19 protein-coding genes are annotated in these 20608 nt (G+C 38.2%); 15 read left to right on the top strand and 4 right to left on the bottom strand.

What is annotated here, in order from left to right; translation table 11 throughout:
* Nucleotides 1-176 precede the first annotated feature (176 nt).
* From JOD14_RS07940 to JOD14_RS07900, 9 genes are all read left to right on the top strand, one after another.
* Nucleotides 177-1586, top strand: coding sequence for a TrkH family potassium uptake protein (locus JOD14_RS07940; RefSeq protein WP_204654297.1), 1410 nt, complete (start codon nucleotides 177-179; stop codon nucleotides 1584-1586).
* 399 nt (nucleotides 1587-1985) lie between these two features.
* The gene (locus JOD14_RS07935; protein WP_204654296.1) at nucleotides 1986-2783 is read left to right on the top strand and encodes a Cof-type HAD-IIB family hydrolase; all 798 of its coding nucleotides are present in this window, start codon (nucleotides 1986-1988) and stop codon (nucleotides 2781-2783) included.
* Nucleotides 2784-3044: 261 nt separating this feature from the next.
* Nucleotides 3045-4391, top strand: coding sequence for a Mur ligase family protein (locus JOD14_RS07930; RefSeq protein ID WP_204654295.1), 1347 nt, complete (start codon nucleotides 3045-3047; stop codon nucleotides 4389-4391).
* Nucleotides 4391-5053, top strand: coding sequence for a type 1 glutamine amidotransferase (locus JOD14_RS07925; protein WP_204654294.1), 663 nt, complete (start codon nucleotides 4391-4393; stop codon nucleotides 5051-5053). Before JOD14_RS07930 ends, JOD14_RS07925 begins: the two co-directional genes overlap by 1 nt.
* Before the next feature lie 194 nt (nucleotides 5054-5247).
* On the top strand, nucleotides 5248-6846 hold the full coding sequence (locus JOD14_RS07920) for an alpha-glucoside-specific PTS transporter subunit IIBC (protein ID WP_204654293.1): 1599 nt from the start codon (nucleotides 5248-5250) through the stop codon (nucleotides 6844-6846).
* 33 nt (nucleotides 6847-6879) lie between these two features.
* Nucleotides 6880-8217, top strand: a complete 1338-nt coding sequence (locus JOD14_RS07915) for a 6-phospho-alpha-glucosidase (protein WP_204654292.1) — start codon at nucleotides 6880-6882, stop codon at nucleotides 8215-8217.
* 67 nt (nucleotides 8218-8284) lie between these two features.
* Nucleotides 8285-9058, top strand: a complete 774-nt coding sequence (locus JOD14_RS07910; RefSeq protein ID WP_204654291.1) for an SIS domain-containing protein — start codon at nucleotides 8285-8287, stop codon at nucleotides 9056-9058.
* Complete coding sequence (locus JOD14_RS07905) at nucleotides 9055-9513, top strand: hypothetical protein (protein WP_204654290.1); 459 nt, start codon at nucleotides 9055-9057, stop codon at nucleotides 9511-9513. Before JOD14_RS07910 ends, JOD14_RS07905 begins: the two co-directional genes overlap by 4 nt.
* A 2-nt stretch (nucleotides 9514-9515) precedes the next feature.
* Entirely contained in the window at nucleotides 9516-9980 is a 465-nt protein-coding gene (locus JOD14_RS07900) for a PTS sugar transporter subunit IIA (protein WP_204654289.1), read from the top strand.
* A gap of 31 nt (nucleotides 9981-10011) precedes the next feature.
* Here JOD14_RS07900 and JOD14_RS07895 read toward each other — a convergent pair whose 3' ends face one another.
* Complete coding sequence (locus JOD14_RS07895; protein ID WP_204654288.1) at nucleotides 10012-10857, bottom strand: endonuclease/exonuclease/phosphatase family protein; 846 nt, start codon at nucleotides 10855-10857, stop codon at nucleotides 10012-10014.
* 183 nt (nucleotides 10858-11040) lie between these two features.
* Here JOD14_RS07895 and JOD14_RS07890 point away from each other — a divergent pair, with 183 nt between their 5' ends.
* From JOD14_RS07890 to JOD14_RS07880, 3 genes are all read left to right on the top strand, one after another.
* Nucleotides 11041-13305, top strand: coding sequence for a glycoside hydrolase family 65 protein (locus JOD14_RS07890; RefSeq protein WP_204654287.1), 2265 nt, complete (start codon nucleotides 11041-11043; stop codon nucleotides 13303-13305).
* A 131-nt stretch (nucleotides 13306-13436) separates the two neighbouring features.
* Nucleotides 13437-14462: a LacI family DNA-binding transcriptional regulator gene (locus tag JOD14_RS07885; protein ID WP_204654286.1), complete on the top strand. Its 1026-nt coding sequence runs from the start codon at nucleotides 13437-13439 to the stop codon at nucleotides 14460-14462.
* Complete coding sequence (locus tag JOD14_RS07880) at nucleotides 14459-15187, top strand: alpha/beta hydrolase (RefSeq protein ID WP_204654285.1); 729 nt, start codon at nucleotides 14459-14461, stop codon at nucleotides 15185-15187. Before JOD14_RS07885 ends, JOD14_RS07880 begins: the two co-directional genes overlap by 4 nt.
* Nucleotides 15188-15422: 235 nt before the next feature.
* Here the strand turns inward: JOD14_RS07880 and manA are convergent, their stop codons facing one another.
* The 3 genes from manA to JOD14_RS07865 all read right to left on the bottom strand — a co-directional run bounded on the left by manA (nucleotide 15423) and on the right by JOD14_RS07865 (nucleotide 18308).
* On the bottom strand, nucleotides 15423-16370 hold the full coding sequence (manA, locus tag JOD14_RS07875; RefSeq protein WP_204654284.1) for a mannose-6-phosphate isomerase, class I: 948 nt from the start codon (nucleotides 16368-16370) through the stop codon (nucleotides 15423-15425).
* A 35-nt stretch (nucleotides 16371-16405) separates the two neighbouring features.
* Nucleotides 16406-17416 carry a serine hydrolase domain-containing protein gene (locus JOD14_RS07870; RefSeq protein WP_204654283.1) on the bottom strand — a complete coding sequence of 337 codons (1011 nt, stop codon included), beginning with the start codon at nucleotides 17414-17416 and terminating at the stop codon, nucleotides 16406-16408.
* Nucleotides 17417-17498: 82 nt separating this feature from the next.
* Nucleotides 17499-18308, bottom strand: a complete 810-nt coding sequence (locus JOD14_RS07865; protein WP_204654282.1) for a VOC family protein — start codon at nucleotides 18306-18308, stop codon at nucleotides 17499-17501.
* A 183-nt stretch (nucleotides 18309-18491) separates the two neighbouring features.
* Between JOD14_RS07865 and JOD14_RS07860 the strand changes: the two genes are divergently transcribed.
* The 3 genes from JOD14_RS07860 to JOD14_RS07850 all read left to right on the top strand — a co-directional run bounded on the left by JOD14_RS07860 (nucleotide 18492) and on the right by JOD14_RS07850 (nucleotide 20482).
* On the top strand, nucleotides 18492-18917 hold the full coding sequence (locus JOD14_RS07860; protein WP_204654281.1) for an HIT family protein: 426 nt from the start codon (nucleotides 18492-18494) through the stop codon (nucleotides 18915-18917).
* Complete coding sequence (locus JOD14_RS07855) at nucleotides 18918-19271, top strand: YtxH domain-containing protein (RefSeq protein ID WP_204654280.1); 354 nt, start codon at nucleotides 18918-18920, stop codon at nucleotides 19269-19271.
* Between the two features lie 200 nt (nucleotides 19272-19471).
* On the top strand, nucleotides 19472-20482 hold the full coding sequence (locus JOD14_RS07850) for a peptidylprolyl isomerase (protein ID WP_204654279.1): 1011 nt from the start codon (nucleotides 19472-19474) through the stop codon (nucleotides 20480-20482).
* Nucleotides 20483-20608: the final 126 nt, after the last annotated feature.

The raw sequence follows: 20608 nt of genomic DNA, 5'->3' as shown, positions 1-20608 counted from the left end.
ATTTGATTGTTTATTTTCCTAAAAACAGTATAACATAGCAAAAGAATGAAAGTCTTCTTTGAGATTGGTAAATCCAAAATAAAAAAGAGAATCGCCGTTTTGGGAGTCAGGCGATTAAAAATTTGTTATACTATAGGAAATATTCGCCAACAGCTTGGTAGAAGAGGAGTTTTTTTATGCATTTGGAAAGGCAAATACAGCTATTTTTTAGACGTAGTCGTACTTTCTTGTACCAACGTGTCTCTTCCGTTCAAATTATTGTTATTTATTATTTATTAATGGTTTTACTAGCACTGGGCTTGTTTTACTTGCCCTATTTTCGACAACCGGGTAGTTCCGTTGCTTTCATCGACATGTTATTTATGTCTGTTAGCACAATTAGCGTGACTGGGTTAACGACTTTTCCAATCAACGAAGTCTTTAATCGAAATGGTGCGATTTTACTGGCCTCTTTATTCCAAATCGGTGGGTTAGGCATTATGATGATTTCGACTTTCTTTTTTATTTTGTCAAACAAGCGCATTTCTTTAAAGCAACGTCAGTTAATTATGACTGACACCAATCAGCAACACTTAAGTGGGATTGTTTCCATGATTCGGTCGACGTTTTTAATTTTAATTGGTTTTCAATTTTTTGGTGGCCTCTTATTTGGACTGCATTTCAAATTAAATGGTTATTATGAACATTGGAGCGATGCTTTTTTTAATGGCTTTTATCAAGCCATTTCAGCGGTCACAAACTCAGGCTTTGACGTAACGGGGCACTCTATTTTACCTTACGCTCGTGATTATTTCTTTTTATTTTGGATTATGTTTTTCATTTTTATAGGCGGCATTGGTTTCCCTGTAATTATGGACGTTCGTTCTTGGCTTAAGAGCTATTTTAAAAAGAAAAAAGTCCATCAATTGCCCTATCGTTTTTCCTTATTTACTAAAATTTCTTTACTCACTTTTACCGTTTTATTTATTGGTGGGACGTTACTCATCTTTGCTTTAGAAAAAAACCACTTATTTAACGGCATTTCTTTTTCAGAACAATGGGTAACGAGTATGTTTTATTCGATTACGACGCGAAATGCCGGCTTACAAATTCACGACATTAGCGAATTTCAAACAACGACTTTATTTATTTTTGCTTTATTAATGTTCATCGGCTGTAGCCCTAGTTCCGTAGGTGGAGGGATTCGAACGACCACAGTTGCCGTAATTGCCTTGTATTTAATTTCTTTTTTGAAAAGAGAATCACGTGTCAATGTCTTTGGTCGTCAAATTGATGAAGAGGACGTCCAAAAAGCAATTGCAGTCTTTATGCTTTCGTTAATGATGTGTTTTGGCTCGGTTATCTTTTTGACTGCGATTGAAGATTTTTCTTTAATTGCGATTATTGTCGAAGTTGCTTCGGCTTTTGGAACAACCGGAATGTCTTTAGGGATTACGGCAGAGCTTTCTTTTACCGGAAAAATTGTGATCTGTTCACTGATGTTTATCGGCCGAATTGGCATGCTTTACACCCTTTTACTGTTTGTACCAAAACAAACGCGAGATTTAGGCTATGAATACCCGAAAGAAAAAATTATTACTGGCTAAAAAACGCCGCCCTATCAAAAGGGTGGCGTTTTTTTAATCCAACAATTCTCAAGGTCTATTCTTTTTACTCACAGATTGATCAAAGTCTGCAAAAGTAAGTTACGTGTAAATTTATGGTTTCTACATTAGAAGCCTCCAATATTGATAAAAGTGCACAGTTTTCCGTGTTCTACCGTTAAAAGTCTTGCACTTGTTATATAAAATATCGAGGTCAAACACTGCTGTTTCAATATTTTTTATTTAATCGGTAGATATTAACTATTTTTTACTTATTTCGCAAAATGAATTTGACAAGAAATCTTTTTGTTCCTATCCTTAATTAAGGATGTCAGTTGCTCCTATTCTCCCGTTACAATTACCATACGCCAGCAAAATACCAAAAAAGAAACGAGGATCATCATGATTAAATTAATTATTACAGACTTAGACGGTACTTTTTTAAATAGCCAAGGAAGCTTTGACAAAGCCTACTACCAAAAAGTCCGTCAGCTTATGCAGGAAAAAGAAGTGGTTTTTGCCGTTTGTACAGGAAAACAATGTGAACGCGTCGAAGAATTATTTGGCGAAGAGCTTAGTCAAGAAATTTGGATTTTAGGGGATAGTGCGACTCGCATTAAACATCGGGGCCAATACGTTTACGAGTCCCTCTTAAAAAATGCACTCGGTTTAACCATTATTGAAAAATTAGAACAAATTGCGCCTGATCATGTAGTTATCGCTTGTACGCCAACAGCCGCTTTTATTAAGACGACCACCCCGACAGACCAAGCAAAAATGGTGCGTGGTTCCTATGCAGTGGTAAAAACCGTGGATAACTACCAAGACATTACGGAAGATTTTGTTAAAATCACGGTTTTTGATTCACAAAAAAGATGTTTTGAAAGTGTTCTTGAGTTAGATGCGTTCAAAGAGCAAGCTTATATTGTTGCTTCTGAGGCAGCTTGGATTGACATTTCAAATGCAGGCGTCCATAAAGGAACCACCGTAGCAGAATTACAAAAGATGCTCCAAGTGACAAAAGAAGAAACGATGGCTTTTGGCGATGGTTTAAACGATCGTGAGCTATTAGAAACCGCTGCTTATAGCTTTGCGATGCGAAATGCCTTCGAAGAAATCAAAGACATCGCCGTATTTATCACAAAATCAAACGATGAAAATGGCGTTTTAGACACCATTGAAAAAATCCTCGCCCTCTAAACAAATGATAAAAGTGCACGGTTTTCCGTGTTCTCCCCTTAAAAGTCTTGCACATTATATAAAATATCAAGGTCAAACACCGTTGTCTCAATCTTTTTTTATTGAATCAGTAGACATTAAATAGACGAACTTTCGTCTATTTTTTTGTTATTGGTCACTCCTTTAATTTTTATTAAAGTGTTTTTTCAATTTTTCTTCGAATATGGTATGATTAATTGAATTTTATGATTCTTTTTAATTTAGGACGAATGGGGAATTTTGATGAAAATAAGGCATTTATTTGCAGCTTCAGCCGGTAAGTTTTCGCGCTGGATTTTACAAACTTTCTTTAAAGGTGGTTCGAGTTATCCAGGGAAATTAGCCTTGAAGCTTGATCCAAAAATTTTAGATTATTTAGCAAAAGACTACCAGGTGATTGTCGTGACCGGAACCAATGGGAAAACACTCACAACGGCATTAATTGTTAAAATTTTAGAACAAGAATTTGGCCCGGTTTTAACCAATCCAACCGGTTCAAATATGATTCAAGGAATTGTTTCAACCTTTTTAGACGCACCAAAAAATAAAGGTCAAAAGAAATTTGCGGTGTTAGAAATTGATGAAGCCAGTTTAACGAAAGTGACGGATTTCATTCAACCCGAACTCTTTGTCTTCACTAATATTTTCCGTGACCAAATGGATCGCTATGGGGAAATTTACTCGACGTATCAAATGATTCTTGACGGGGTGAAAAAAGCACCGCAAGCAACGATTTTAGCAAATGGCGATTCGCCTATTTTTAACTCGGTCGCAACGATAAACCCTCGAGTTTATTATGGTTTTAATCATCAAGCCGACGTTGAACAGATGGCCCACTATAACACCGACGGCATTTTATGTCCAAATTGCCAACATATTTTACATTATAAAATGATTACTTATGCAAATTTAGGCAAATATTATTGCCCAAATTGTGATTTCAAACGTCCCGAATTAACTTATCAATTAACAGCACTCGGAGAAATGACCAACACTTCCTCGGCGTTTACGATTGACGGCAATGACTATCAAATTGAAGTCGGCGGCATGTACAATATTTATAATGCTTTAGCTGCTACGGCGGTTGGGGAATATTATCACGTGGCTCCTGAAAAAATGAAAGCTGCTTTAGCTTATGATGAAAAAGTTTTTGGCCGCCAAGAAGTGATTCAAATCGGGGATAAAAAATGTACCTTGGTCTTAGTTAAAAATCCGGTCGGTTTAAATCAAGTGATTGAGATGATTGATTTAGCGCCTTATGATTTTTCACTGGTTTGCTTGTTAAACGCCAACTATGCGGATGGCGTCGATGTCAGTTGGATTTGGGATGGCGAATACGAAAACTTAACGAAACATACGATTCCACAAGTGATTACAGGTGGAGAGCGCCGGAAAGATATGACGTTCCGCTTAAAAGTAGCAGGAATTGCAGAAGATAAAATTCAAGAACTCGCGACTTTCGATCAAGTCATTGCTCAAATTCCACAACTTGAAACGGAACACGTTTATATTTTAGCGACTTACACGGCCGTCTTACAACTGCGTAAAAAACTAACCGAACAAGGTATCTTAAAAGGAGGGCAAAAGTAATGACGAAAAAACAATTACGAGTGGCCCACCTTTATGGGAATTTACTCAATACTTATGGCGACAATGGCAACTTACTCGTTTTAAATTACTTGGCTAAAAAAATTAACGTTGATTTCAGCATTGAGATGGTCAGTCTATATGATACTTTTGAACCAGATCACTATGATTTTGTCTTTTTTGGTGGTGGACAAGATTATGAACAAAAAATTGTTTCAAAAGATCTTCAAACAAAAAAAGCTGCTTTGATTGAATACATCGAAAACGATGGTGTTTTACTCGCTATTTGTGGTGGTTACCAGTTATTAGGCCACTATTATATTACAGCAAATGGAGAAAAAATCGAAGGTATCGGGGCCCTCGATCACTATACGCTCAATCAAGACAATCAACGCTTTACTGGTGATATTAAAATCTATAATGAAACGTTTGATGAAACGTATCTCGGTTTTGAAAACCATAACGGCCGAACGTTCCTTGGGGCTAGCGAAAGACCACTTGGAAAAGTTTTGGAAGGCCACGGGAATAATGGTGAAGATCAAAGTGAAGGTGTTATTTACCGTAATGTTTTTGGTTCTTATTTTCACGGGCCCATTTTAGCTCGTAATGAACACCTTGCCCAACGTTTATTATCGCTTGCTTTAACTAAAAAATATGGTGAATAATGTTCAAAGATCCCTGAAGAGAGGCACTTCAGGGCTTTTTTTAATAAATTATGGGAAATTTCCCGGGACTTGGCGCTTTATTCCAGTCTTCTTAATTCTTCCCAGTTCTACGGGAACTTGTTGTAACCGTTATCAGCTTAGCGTACAGTTATCTTATCAATTGATAAATCTTATTGAAGGAGTTGTTTGGTTTTATGATGGAAAAAGTACAAAGGTTCGGTGGAGCCATGTTTACCCCGGTATTACTCTTTTCGTTTTCTGGTTTAATGGTTTCTCTTGCAATTATTTTTAAAAATCCAATGTTAGTCGGCAGTATCGCGACAGAGGGCACGACTTGGTATAGTGTTTGGTCGATTTTAGAAGACGGGGCTTGGACTGTTTTCAATCAAATGGAATTATTGTTTGTGATTGGTTTACCGATTGGTTTAGCTAAAAAAGCCAATGCCCGAGCAGTTATGGAAGCTTTTGTGGTGTATTTAACGTTCCAATACTTCGTCAGTGGCATGTTAAAATATTTTGGTCCATTCTTTGGGGTTGATTTCTTCCAAGAAGTCGGTGGTGAAAGTGGTATGAAATTAATTGCCGGCATTCAAACGCTCGATACGGGAATTGTCGGAGCGATTGTGATTTCTGCGATTGTTGTTTTCATTCATAACCGCTTTTTTGATACGAAATTGCCGGATTTCTTAGGAATTTTCCAAGGTTCTTCTTTAGTCGTTATTATCGGCTTTTTCACGATGGTTCCAATGGCCTTTCTCGTTTGTTTAATTTGGCCGAAAATTCAATTTGGGATTAGCTCCATGCAAGGATTTTTAGCTACTTCAGGCGTTTTAGGCGTCTGGATTTATACGTTCTTAGAGCGGATTTTAATTCCAACTGGATTGCATCACTTTATTTATTCACCATTTGTTTTTGGTCCAGCAGTGGTTCCGGAAGGGATTACGAAGGCTTGGATGGCTAACTTAAATAGTTTCTCTGCGTCGACAACACCTGTGAAACAACTTTTCCCAGAAGGTGGCTTTGCTTTACACGGCAACTCAAAAATGTTTGGTTCTCTCGGAATCGCAGCGGCTCTTTACTTTACGGCACGCCCTGAAAATAAAAAACGCGTTCTTTCGATTTTAATCCCGATTACATTAACGGCCTTTTTAGCTGGGATTACGGAACCGCTTGAATTTACGTTCTTATTTATCTCTCCGCCACTCTTTTTAATTCACGCATTACTTGCGGCCTCAATGTCAGCAACCATGTTTGCTTTTGGGGTTGTTGGTGATATGGGCGGTGGTTTCCTTGATTTATTAGCTAAGAACTGGATTCCTTTATTTGCCAATCATAAAGGGATGATATTCACTCAATTAGCGATTGGTTTAAGCTTCACCGTCATTTATTTCTTTGTTTTCCGTTATTTAATTGTCAAAATGAATTTAGCAACGCCTGGTCGAGAAATTGATGACGCCGAAATTAAATTATTTAGCAAAAAAGATTATAAAGAAAAAAAAGCTGGCACGCTAGGTGAAAAAACACCTGCTATGGCAAGCAATCGTTATTTAGAACAAGCAGCCGTCTTTTTAGAAAGTTTCGGTGGCACCGATAATATCGACAAAGTCAATAATTGCGCAACACGTCTACGAATTACGGTAAAAGACGAATCACTCGTGTTACCGGATGATTCATTTCGTTCAGGCGGTGCACATGGTGTCGTGCGAAACGGCAATGCCTTTCAAGTCATCGTCGGTTTAGATGTCCCACAAGTGCGCGAACAATTTGAAAAGCTACTTGAGATACAAGATTAGATACAAGATTAAGTAAAAAGAAAGGTGACTAGTATGAATAAGAAGAAATTTTCAATCGTAATTGCTGGTGGCGGCAGTACGTTTACACCTGGTATTGTCTTAATGTTGCTTGATCACTTAGAGCGTTTCCCCATCCGTCAAATTAAATTTTATGATAATAACGAAGAACGCCAAAAACAAATTGCTGATGCTTGTGCAATTTTATTAAAAGAAAAAGCGTCCGATATTCAATTTATGGCAACAACGGATCCAAAAACAGCCTTTACTGACGTTGATTTTGTTATGGCGCACATTCGCGTAGGTCTTTATGCGATGCGTGAACTGGATGAAAAAATCCCACTAAAATATGGGGTGATTGGCCAAGAAACTTGCGGACCTGGTGGAATCGCTTATGGTATGCGTTCCATTGGTGGTGTCTTAGAAATTTTAGATTATATGGAAAAATATTCACCCGATGCTTGGATGTTAAATTATTCCAATCCAGCCGCCATTGTCGCGGAAGCCACACGGAAATTACGCCCGCATTCAAAAATTATTAATATTTGTGATATGCCAGTCGGAATTGAAGAGCGCATGGCCAGAGCAATCGGCTTAACTTCTAGAAAAGAGATGGTTGTTCGTTACTACGGCTTAAACCACTTTGGTTGGTGGACGGATATTCGTGACCTTGAAGGCAATGATTTAATGCCCCAAATTAAAGCCCACGTGGCACAGCATGGCTACTCTTTACCAGAAGAAATAGCAGAATCGCAACACATGGACGCCAGTTGGATGCATACTTTTGCCAAAGCCAAAGAAATTTACAATATTGACCCAACCACTTTACCGAATACTTATTTAAAATATTATTTCTACCCACAAGATGAAGTGGCTACAGCCAATCCCGATTATACGCGAGCAAATGAAGTCATGGCTGGACGCGAGCGCCATGTCTTTGGTGAGTGCCATGCGATTACTAAGCGTGGGTCTTCGCTTGGCACTACCCTTGAAATTGATGAGCATGCAAGTTATATCGTTGATTTAGCTCGGGCAATTGCTTATAACACGCATGAGCGCATGCTACTTATTGTGCAAAATAAAGGCGCTATTGTAAACTTTGACGATACTGCGATGGTTGAAGTTCCTTGTATTGTTGGAGCAAATGGACCCGAACCATTGACACAAGGCGAAATTCCTCGTTTCCAAAAAGGTTTAATGGAACAACAAGTGGCCGTTGAAAAATTAGTCGTTGAAGCTTGGGTGGAAGGCTCTTACCAAAAACTGTGGCAAGCTTTAACCCTTTCAAAAATTGTACCTAACGCGCGAGTAGCCAAACAAATTTTAGATGAACTCATCGCGGTTAATCTTGATTTTTGGCCTGAATTAAACTAGACAAGCGAAAGTTTTCACACGACGCCCCTTCTTTTCTAGTATAATACTAGAAAAAGGAGGGGCTGACGTGAAATTTGAACAATTGATCCATCAGCATATTAAAGATTTGAGTGAACTGGATTTATCGATTTTGTATTATATTTTAGAAAATACACGACAAGTAGAAAATCTTAGTATTATTGATTTGGCGGAACAAGTCCATTCTTCTAAATCATCCATTTTAAGATTAACTAAAAAGTTAGGTTTTTCAGGATATTCAGAATTTAAATATTTCTTGAAAAATGAAAACAAGGAACCCCTGGAACAAACAAGTGAAAAAGAACTTTTTGCCATGCAAATTGAAGACATCACGCAAACGATTCATTATTTGGATTCGATTGATCTCACACCAATTAACAAGCTTTTCCATGACAGTAAAACGATTTATTGTTATTCAACCGGTTTTTCACAAAAAAAGCCACTCGAAGAATTTTCAAAGCTGATGTTAACACTTGAAAAAAGAGTGATTTTAATCCCAAATAAAACAGAATTAGACGTTGCCATGCCGATGATTACGGCGGAAGATTGTGTCGTCATTTCTTCTGTGAGTGGTGAAACCGATGATGTAAAAATGAATCTAACTTCTTTTCAAGCGCGAAAAATCCCTGTTTTAACCATTACCGCGTCTGGTAATAATTATTTTGCCCGTAATAGTACCCATCATTTAAATTATTATTGCTCGAGTTTTAATATTGGGAAGAAAAAGAAAGAAGTGATTTCTTTAATTTCAATTCATGTATTAATTGATTATTTATATCGTTCTTATGGTATTTATCAACAACAAGTGGAGGAATCAACATGAGCTTTTTGAAAGCAAAACCTTTTATGAAACACCTCTTAATGGGGTATTGGTTAGTTATTTCGGCTTTTTTCTTTTTATTTTTGCTTTTTACTAGTGTCTTGAAAGGACAAACGTTTACTATTTTACTCACAAGTAATCCGACCTATACGGTAAGCTTACTCGTGACTTGCTTACTTTTAATGATGACCTCACTTTTTTATTACGTTCGACAAATTTCAAACAGCAAACAAGGTCTCCTAGGAAAATTCTTACTTTTTGCTATCGTCCAACAATTGCTATTATTCAACTTTCCTGGAGTGCTTTTAGCTTATCTTTCCTATCATTTTTTAGATTCTCATGATTGCGAAAACCCTACTACTAAACAAACATGGATTGTTTGGGCAAGTGCCTTCGCCCTACTGCTTTTCAGCTTACTCGTCACCTTTTTAAATTTACGATTGAAAGGATTGAATTAATTATGTTCTCATTTTTTAAAAAGAAACAAACATTAGCCTTCCATGCCCCCACCAACGGAACCGTGATTGCACTTGCGCAAGTACCTGATCCCGTTTTTTCTGAAGGGATGATGGGACCAGGCCTAGCAATTGAACTGGCCAGCGACGAAATTTACGCTCCGATTGAAGGGCGGGTAACGTCGGTTTTTCCAACTAAACATGCGATTAGTCTGGAAACAAAAGACAAAAAAGCGATTTTACTGCACATGGGCTTAGATACGGTTGAGTTAAATGGTGCGGGTTTTGAAATTTTTGTAAAAGAAAACGACTTAGTGACGCCGAACACACGGCTAGCTAAAATCGACCGCGCCTTTTTAAAAGAACAAGGCAAAGACGATTTACTCGTTATTTTATTTCCAGAAGAAAAAACCATCCCTGATTATCCGCTTGGCCAAACGGAACAACAAGCACCGTTATTTGATTTATAAACACAAACAAAAATGCTTAGAAAAATCTTTTTCAAGATTTTTCTAAGCATTTTTTATTTAGCAACAACTCAACGGCCACGCCAAAATGATCACTGACTAAAGGCTCACGTTGGCCTTCAAAAACGACCTCATACTTTTTGGCAACCCACGCATCCGTGAAAAAGACATAATCAATTCGTAACGCTTCTGCCACTTCTTCCCAACCAGCAATGGGCCCTTCAATCGTCGCGGCTCCAATTTTAACTTCTGCGGCTAAGTAGGCGTCTTGAAGTTTTAATTCGCTCGCTAAAATTAAATCATGTCCTTTTGTACCAGCAATTTGGTTAAAATCGCCTGCTAGAATAATCGGGTACGGACTTTGTTTCAAATAAGCTTCAGCTTGTTGCCATTCGATTTGAAAAGCACCATTTTCCCACCAAGAATGATGGGCACTAGCAAACGTGTAGAGTTGTCCTTGGTGTTCCGTTACCGCGCTTAATAAAATACGACGGCGCGCATCCGCAAAATCATCACAAGCTGAAACGCGTGTACAAGTACTTAATAAAGGCGTCTTAGAAAACAAAGCCAAACCTTCTTCAAAGACTTCATAACCGATATGGCTAAACGCCCACGTCCAGTAATAATCACAATCAGCAATTTGTAATCTTTCGGCTAAAACTTTAGCGAAATTATCCACTAAAATCGGAAAGCGGTCATTGTCTTCATTTAGACAATACCAATCATCTAAAACGGCGCGCTCTCCTCCTACGCGTTGATTGACTTCTTGTAAGGCAATCAAATCATAATCTTCAGTTACAATTTTTTCAACAAGGCGGTCCATTTTTTCAGCTTGCTGTTCTTCTAACCAGCTATGCGTATTTAATGTTAATATTTTCATCTATCTTCCTACTTCCTTTATCTTCAAATAAATTATAGCATATTTCCTTGTCGTTCCCGCATTTACCGGGCGTTTCCCAAATTTAGGAATTTTTCCCTCTTAGGACGAAAGAATCTTACTTGACTACGCAACCGATTGCGTTTATGATGTAACTATAAATAGAGAACATTTGGAGGCGTTAAAATGAAATCGATTCAGCGTTTATTTGAAATAGATCCTTGGAAAATTAAAACTCACCAACTTGATAAAGAAAATCGTCGCTTACAAGAATCCTTAACCAGTATTGGGAATGGCTATATGGGGATGCGTGGGAATTTTGAAGAAAGTTATAGTGGTGATCACCATCTCGGCACTTATTTGGCTGGAGTTTGGTTTCCTGATAAAACCCGAGTGGGCTGGTGGAAAAATGGTTACCCAGAATATTTCGGAAAAGTGATCAATGCCGTGAACTTTACAGCCATGTCCATTTTCGTGAATGAGCAAGAAATTGATTTAGCCAAAATGGACGTACAAGATTTTTACTTAGAACTCGATATGGAAAAAGGGCTCTTAACCCGTAAATTTACGGTAACAATTGGTGAAACAAGTGTCGCGTTTACCTTTGAGCGTTTTTTAAGTGTCGTAAAAAAAGAACTCGCAATGATTCAAATGAAGGCGAAAGTTTTAGCGGGACAAGCTAAAATTGAAGTCATTTCAAAATTAGATAACAACATTCAAAACGAAGATAGCAATTACGATGAAATGTTTTGGCAAGCCATTGCCACTCATGAAGCGGACGGGAGAAGTTTTTTAACAACGCAAACGGTTGCAAATGATTTTGGGATTGAACAATTTACGATTACGGCTAGTATGGCTCATAATCTGCCGAGTGATAAAACAACGAGCGAACCACTCTGCATGAGCCAACACTTTACCTTCGATTTAAAAACCAATGAACAAGTAACGTTAGAAAAACAAGTGCTTATTGTGACGAGTCGCGATACAAAAGCCGCGCAACAAGTACCATTCGCACAACAATTATTCAATGATTTTGGAGCAGATTATGCGCAATTAAAAGCCGAACACGTCCGCGCTTGGCAAAAACGTTGGGAACTCGCTGATGTCCTCATTGAAGGCGATGACGCGGCCCAACAAGGGATTCGCTTTAATTTATTCCAACTTTTTGCAACGTATTACGGTGAAGATGAGCGTCTAAATATCGGGCCAAAAGGCTTTACCGGTGAAAAATACGGTGGGGCTACGTATTGGGATACCGAAGCTTACGCCGTGCCACTTTACCTAGCGTTAGCCAAACCAGAAGTCACCAAAAACTTATTAAAATACCGCCACAACCAATTGCCACAAGCACAACATAACGCCCGTCAACAAGGCTTAAAAGGCGCCCTTTATCCGATGGTGACTTTTACTGGCGTTGAGTGTCATAACGAGTGGGAAATTACTTTTGAAGAGATTCACCGCAATGGTGCGATTGCTTATGCGATTTATAACTATACAAACTATACTGGCGATGACCGTTACTTAAAACAAGAAGGTTTAGAAGTTTTAGTCGAAATTGCGCGCTTCTGGGCAGATCGTGTACACTTTTCAAAACGCACCAACAAATATATGATTCACGGCGTTACCGGTCCAAACGAATACGAAAATAACGTGAATAATAACTGGTACACGAATACAGTGGCCACTTGGGTTTTACGTTATACATTAGAAAATTATTTAAACTACGAAAATGAAACAAGCGTAACCATCTCTGCGGAGGAACAAGCGCACTGGCAAGAAATTATTGAAAAAATGTATTTCCCAGTTGATCAAGAATTAGGCGTTTTCGTCCAACACGACACTTTCTTAGATAAAGAGTTAATGTCGGTGGCAGAATTAGACCCGATTCACTTGCCACTTAATCAAAAATGGTCATGGGATCATATTTTACGTTCTTGTTTTATTAAACAAGCCGACGTTTTACAAGGAATTTATTTCTTTGGTGATCAGTTTACGTTAGAAGAAAAACGAGCAAACTTTGAATTTTATGAACCAATGACCGTTCATGAATCGTCCCTTTCTCCAAGTATCCATGCGATTTTAGCTGCCGAACTTGGTTTAGAAGAAAAAGCGTTAGAAATGTATGAGCGCACCGCACGCCTTGATTTAGATAACTACAACAACGATACGGAAGATGGCTTGCACATTACTTCGATGACCGGTAGTTGGCTAGCGATTGTCCAAGGTTTTGCGCAAATGAAAACTTTTGGGAACGAACTAAGTTTTGCACCATTTTTACCAAAAGCTTGGCGCTCTTATGCTTTTCACATTAACTATCGTGGCCGGTTAATTTTTGTGACGGTTAATGCTGAAACAGTGAATTTCCGCTTATTAGAAGGAGAACCTTTACGTTTTAACGTTTACGAAGAACAAATTACATTGAATGAAACTTGCTCACTCCCTCTTGCTTAATCAATGATAGGGAAAAGAAAACGGCTGAAGGAATCTTTCTTTTTCAGTCGTTTTCTTTGATTGCTTTGGTTTTTTAGTAGTATTCAAATCACGAGTATGATACGATAATTTTTTGTAAGGGAGTGAAAAAAATGAGTATTACCGTAAAAGACGTCGCTAAAAAAGCGGGCGTGGCTACTTCTACTGTTTCGCGTGTCATTAATGATCACCCGAGTATTTCTGAAGAAACCAAGAAAAAAGTCCGCAAAGTCATGGAAGAACTTGGCTATACGCCAAACTTAGCGGCTCGAAACTTAGGAAAACAAATTGCCAGCGCGATTGGTGTGATCTTACCACCACTAGATTCAAAAGAACGATTAGGTAATCCTTTTTACTTAGAAACGATTGAAACGATTAACGAAGAAGCTCGCCAGTCAAACATGTCAGTTGCGGTCGCTTCTGCACGAGATTTTGAAACATTACTTGAAAACGTCAAACGCATGCATCGCCAAAAACAAGTGGACGGCTTTATCCTCACTTACTCTGATAAATTTGATCCGATTATTTTATACTTAATTGAAGAAAAAATTCCTTTTACTTTAATTGGACAACCGTATACCCAAGAAGAAAAAGTGATGTATGTCGATAACGATAACCAACTACTTGGTAAACAAGCGACCGAATACTTAATTGAAAAAGGGCACACAAAAATTTTATTTGCGACCAATACCACGCATGAAAATTTATATTTTGAACGTTTTTTTGGTTACCAAAAAGCATTAATGATGGCGAACTTGCCTCATTTTCCAGCTGTTGCCTTTGAATCAGCCGAAGACTATACGAATTTCGCTGATATTCTAGAACAGACGCAAGCTTCGGCACTCGTCGTGATTGACGACTTATTTGCCGTACGTATCATTCAATTAGCTCAACTACTCGGCTATCAAGTGCCCGATGACTTATCTGTGATTAGTTTTAACAATTCGATTTTCACGACTTTAACGCATCCCTATTTAACGAGTATGGACATTGATGTCGCTTCACTTGGAAAAATTGCAACCCAACAATTAATGGCCCAACTCCAAGAAGGTTCTGCTAAAACGAGTCTACGTGTCGTCGTACCACACGAATTAATTCCACGCGAAACCGTTTTGAATAAGAAAGCAGGCGTAAAATGACGCTTTTAAAAAAGAGCCCTAAAAAATGGCGAACAATTGGAGCGCTTTTTCTTCTATTACTCTTTGGCTTTTTGTTGCTTCAAAAGCAAATGTATCCTGCTTCAAACCAAGCCCAAATCCTGAGCGAGCAAGCCGTTCACACAAAAGACTATACCTTTTATACGAGCAAAAAAGAACATTCGACTAGCATTATTTTATATCCGGGAGCGTTAGTTGACCCAGCGAGTTACAGTGTCCTAGCGCAACAAATCGCCACTGCTGGCTATGATGTTTATGTCGTTTCCTTTCCTTTTAATTTAGCGGTCTTAAAAGGCAATATCGCAGAGAAAATTTTACAAACACGCCCAGAAGAAACTTTTGTGCTAGCCGGCCATTCACTTGGCGGTGTTATGGCGAGTCGATTTGCCGCCAAAAATAAGCAACAAATCGCCGGCCTCCTCTTTTTAGCCAGTTATCCGGACCAAAAAGGGGATCTTAGCCAATTAGACTGGCCCGTTTTATCAATTACCGCCACCAATGATGGTGTGTTAAACCAAGCAAACTATGAACAAGCCAAAGCCTACTTACCAAGCCAAACGCGTTTTGCTTCAATTGAAGGTGGGAACCACGCTGGCTTTGGGCTTTATGGTCCTCAAAAAGGGGATTCCAATGCAACAATTACACCTTTAGACCAACAAACCCAAATCGCCCAAACGATTGTTCATTGGCTTGAAACGTCTTTTTAAGGTCAAATCCATCCATTGCCACGTACAATCCCTCGTTGTAAAAATGACCTAACTCGAATACGACTAAGGTTAAACCACCGCCATTTTCCTTTTATTTCACGGAAAATGGCGGTGGCTTTTATTTTATTGACCAGGTAATTGCATCGCATTTTCCTCCAAAATCAAAAAATCGATTTGCAAAAGAAACGTACTCTTTGCAAATCGATTTTTTTAAATGACAGCCTCTAATCGCTGCTTATTTCCCTGGTTCTGAAGCGATAATCGTTAACTCGCCTTGCACTTCCCAGTTTTCAATTTGAGCTGGTAAGATGAAGCTCGTACCCATTTTTAGTTCATACGTTTCACCGTTAACAACTAATTGACCAAATCCGTCAATTACCGTTGCTAACGTGTACGGCGCTTGTTTGCTAAAGCTTAGAGCACCTTTGACTTGCCACTCATAAACGTTGAAGAAGTCTGTTTTCACGTATGTTACAACGGCTGAATTTCCTTTTCTGACTTCTTGAATATTTAAGGCTGGTGCTTTAGCAGGAACCGTCGTTACATCCACCGACTGTTGAATGTGCAGTTCGCGTGGGTTGCCACTGTCGTCTTTTCGATCGTAATCGTACACACGGTAAGTCGTATCTGAACTTTGTTGTGTTTCTAAAATCATGATGCCTTTGCCAATGGCGTGGATGGTGCCACTTGGTACGTAGAAGAAATCGCCTTTTTTAACGGGTACGCGTGTTAATAAATCATCCCAGCGGCCTTCGTTAATCATCGCTGCTAATTCTTCTCTCGTTTGGGCATGGTGACCATAAATAATCTCTGCTCCTGGAGCGGCATCAATAATATACCAACATTCGGTTTTACCGAGTTCGCCTTCGTGTTTTAAACCATACGCATCGTCTGGATGTACTTGAACCGACAAGTCATCTTCTGCGTCTAAAATTTTAATTAATAACGGGAAAACCTCTTCTGTTGGGTTGCCGAATAATTCTTTGTGTTGTGCCCAAAGTTGATCTAATGTTTGGCCTTTATAGGGACCGTTTTCAATTACACTAACACCGTGAGGATGCGCACTGATTGCCCAATCTTCCCCAATTTTATCGTTTGGAATCTCAAAGCCAAAGACCGTGCGTAAACGGTTTCCTCCCCAAATTTTCTCTTGGAAAACAGGTTGCATAAATAGTGGTTGCATGAAAATCTCCTTCTTTATTCGTTATTTCTTGCCTATTATAACATGCTTGCGGTACTTTTTTCAGCTAAATATGTCGCAATTAATAAATCGCGGTGTTTGATATATTTTTCTCGTTCGTCTTTTGGATGGACCCGATTGGATAAAAAAATAAAGGCTTGTTGCTGCTTCACGTCGATGAGCATAAACGTCCCAGTGTATCCTGTGTGAAACAAAATTGGCTGCTCTTTTGTTCCTCGCAAATCCCACCCTAGCGAACGAAAGCCCGTTTGATTTGGGGTATGGTCTTGGTATAAAGCCGAAATGGTAGTGGCTTTCAAATAACCTGCCCCGCCGGCTAAGTACATGCGCACAAAACGCGTCAAATCCGCTAGTGTCGTAAACAAGCCAGCATTGCCTGCATGAGATTCCAAAACACGCGCTTTAGGATCATGGGTGATTCCTTTTAAAATTTGACCACTGGCTAACTGTTCAGTTGGTACTACTAGCGGTTGTCTAAACGGTGGGAAAAAGCTTTGCGTCATCCCTAGTGGTTGAAGAACTTCTTCTTGAAAAATGACTGTTAAAGGTTTTTGATAAAGCTCTTCAAGTAAAAATCCTAGTAAAATTGTTCCAGCATCCGTGTAGCAAACTTTTTTGCCTAAGTTTTCTCCTGCTTGTAACGTCAAATAAGCAGCTTTTAATGCCACTTGATCTAATTGATCACGTTTTTCAATCCAAGTTTGAATGTCGCTTGTGTGAGTAAGCAAGTGACGAATGGTAATCCGTTCATCTAAAAAAGTAGGTAAGTACGTGTGCAGTGTTTGATCCAACTCAATTTTATTTGTTTCAAGTAAACGTAAAAGGACACTTGTTGTACAGACCACTTTTGTTAAAGAAGCAACATCAAACAAGTGATCAAAGGTTAATGCTTCTTTTTCGGGCAAAGTAGCGGCCCAGCCTAAGACTTGTTGGGTTTCTTTTTCTCGATCAATTAGTTGATAAGCGACACCCGAAAAAAGACCTTCTGCTCGTTTTTCTTCAATCATTTGTTGCGTTTTTGGATACATTTTAACTGCTCCTTATTCGTAGTTGATTTTTTGTGGGCATAAATTCCACAAAAAAAGGAGAAAAGCTTTCCCCTTTTAAAAGTTATTTTACTTTTTCACGCATAAACCACCATTCAATGCCGATTGGATCGTAGACGGTTAAAATCGTTTTCTTTTGATCAATGAAATATTCTTGTTCAATGCTAATTAAATGTTGTTCTAAAGCAAATAAATCGGTTTCTGATAAAATAAATTTGACAAAATCAATTCCTAAAATCTCATGACTTGGTGTCAAAATTTTATCACTATTCGATGTATTTAACTCAATATCTAACGTATCTGGTAGACTAACACTCGTTGCTTTCTTTTGAAAACCTAGTGTTTGATTGAAAAAGTCTTGCATCTGACTAATGTCAGGTGTATTAAATGATAAAGTCGACACACGCGTACTTGGCGCTAAAAAACGGGCTTCTTCCGTTGCGAGCGCGCTCAAATCCGCTTCTAGTTTCACTTTTTCTTCCGAATTTAAACAAGATAAAATTAAAATATTTTCTTCTGGATCAACAATGTTTAGTGTTACTTGTGTCGGTGTTATATTCACTTGCAAGTTCGCGTATGCCGCTTTTTTCAAACGTTGATACACGCTCGCAATATCTGTTAAAGAATCTAACCAGATGGCATAATTAGCTAAGCGTTTCGTTTCACCAAAATGATCCGTTGCTCTTGGGCTTTCTTCTAACCAAATTTGTTCTTTTTCATTTTCTTTTGTTCCCATAATGGCTAACGCATTTTCTTCTTGTTTTAAAGCAAAGCCAATCAAATCGCGGTAAAATGCAATCATCTTATCGCGATCCTTCACTCGAATTGTCACCGTTGCTAATGTAGCGCTGTTACCTAAAGTAAAACCTGACATCTTAAACTTCCTCTCTCGAACTACTTCTTCCAAATCATTTTACTGATAAATGAAAAATTAAGCAACTAAAAACCTATTAGATTGTGATGCGATTAACGAAGAATCGAAAAAAGAAACTCTTGGATGCTTTCTTTCTCACCGAAATATGATACAGTAATAGAAAAACATTCGGAGGTTTTTTAGATGGACAATTGTATTTTTTGTAAAATCATAGAACAAGAAATTCCTAGCTATAAAATTTATGAAGACGAAGCCGTTTATGCTTTTTTAGACATTTCGCAAGTGACGCCTGGGCATACGCTAATCGTCCCTAAAAAACACGTTACAGACATCTTTTCTTACGATGAAGAACTCGCTAGCCAAGTCTTTGCTCGCGTACCTAAAATTGCCCGCGCACTCGAAGCAGCCTTTCCTGACATGCAAGGCTTAAACATCGTTAATAACAATAAAGAACTCGCTTACCAAAGCGTCTTTCATTCACACGTGCATCTCATTCCACGCTTTGATCAAGAAGATGACTTCTCGATTCATTTTAGCAACAACTTTGAACGATACACTACTGAGGAATTAACTGAAATTGCCGCTAAAATTGCAAAGCAGGTGAAATAAATGTCTGCTCGATTTATGAAAGGCCTACTTTTTGGTAGCGTGATTGGTGCAGCTGGTGGTTTATTATTTGCACCTAAAAAAGGCCAAGAAACGCAAGCCGAGTTAAAACAAGTTTTCGATGAAGGCTTAGCAAACGTACAGATGGTGCAACAAGATGTTCAAACCGTTCAAGCAAATTTGCTTCAAACACAACAACTCGCGCAAGAAATCTTACCGACTTTTCAAAAAGAACTCGCACAAGAGATTGAAGACTTTAAATTCCAAGCCAATCCTCGTATGGCTCGCATTCGTGAACAAGTGCAAACATTAAAACAACATCTTGACGCGGCTGATTTTAAAAAAAATAAAATATAAAAGAAAAAAACGCCTCAAAATGCCACAAGTGAGGCGTTTTTTTCTTTTAAAAGCGAACATTGCATGATTTCCCCCTTAAAATTAGACTTTTTTACGAATTTTTCGCAAAAAAATTTTACACGCCTTTCTTTTCTAAAAAAGAGTGTGGTATAGTATATGTTGTCATTAGAAATGAAATTAAATTACAGGAGTGTAACCCAATGAATAAGAAAAAAATCATTTTAGCTTTAGCAACTTCTATGAGTGTTTTAGCTTTAGCAGCTTGCTCAAATGATCAAAAAAACACCGATATCGCAACAATGAAAGGTGCTACCATTACGGCCCTTGATTTTTACGATAATGCAAGAACGCAACAAAGTAGTCAACAAATTGTTTTTGATATGATTTTATCAAAAGTTTTCAACAAAGCCTATGGTGATAAGATTACTGATAAAGACGTTGAAGCAGAATTGAAAAATTTATTCGGTGATGATTTAGACACCGTTTTACAACAAAATAACTTAACGAAAAAAGAAGCCAATGCGATTATTCGTGACCGTCTTGCTTACCAAGCTGGTTTAAAAGCCCATGTTGAATTAACCGATGCCGATTTAAAAGCCGCTTGGGAAGCTTTCCATCCTGAAGTCGAAGCACAAGTCATCATGGTTGCTTCACAAGAAGATGCGGATAGTTTATTAGAAAAAGCGAAAGCCGACGATGCGAATTTTGGTGAACTTGCCAAAGAAAATTCTTTACATGCTTCAAAAGACGAAGATGGTACCGTTAAATTTGATTCTTTATCGACTGAAATCCCAGCAGCCGTTCAACAAGCAGCATTTGCTTTAAAAGACGGTGAAGTTTCAGATGTCATCACGGTACAATCTGGCTATAGTAACGCTTTTTATATTGTTAAAATGGTGAAAAACCAAGATAAAGGCAATGACATGAGTAAATACCAAGAGCAAGTGGAAGAAATTGCAACAAATACGATTTTATCTGATCAAAACTTTGTTAACAAAGTGATTGGTTTAGAATTAAAAGCAGCGAACGTGAAAATTAAAGATGATGCTTTTGCTAGTCTATTAACCACTTATATTGAAGCGGCTGATCAAGGGGCATCAAGTGAAACAGAGGAAACAAAAGACTCTTCTGAAGCAAAAAACACAACTGAAACAACAGAAGATACTGCCGCAACACAAGAAACAACAACGGATGATTCTAGCTCAAAATAAGAGCCGACAGAACCTTTCCACTTTATTTTTAGGCTCTTTGTCAAATAGTGTTGTTTAGCAATATCCGTATAATTAAGAAGGACTCAGGTTCTTCTTTTTTTGTTATTTAATTTTGGCTTTTTAAAG

It is taken from the genome of Enterococcus lemanii, assembly GCF_016909125.1.
GTDB lineage: Bacteria > Bacillota > Bacilli > Lactobacillales > Enterococcaceae > Enterococcus_I > Enterococcus_I lemanii.
The sequence above is the reverse complement of the archived record's forward strand: the minus strand, read 5'-3'. Positions and strand labels throughout refer to the sequence as shown.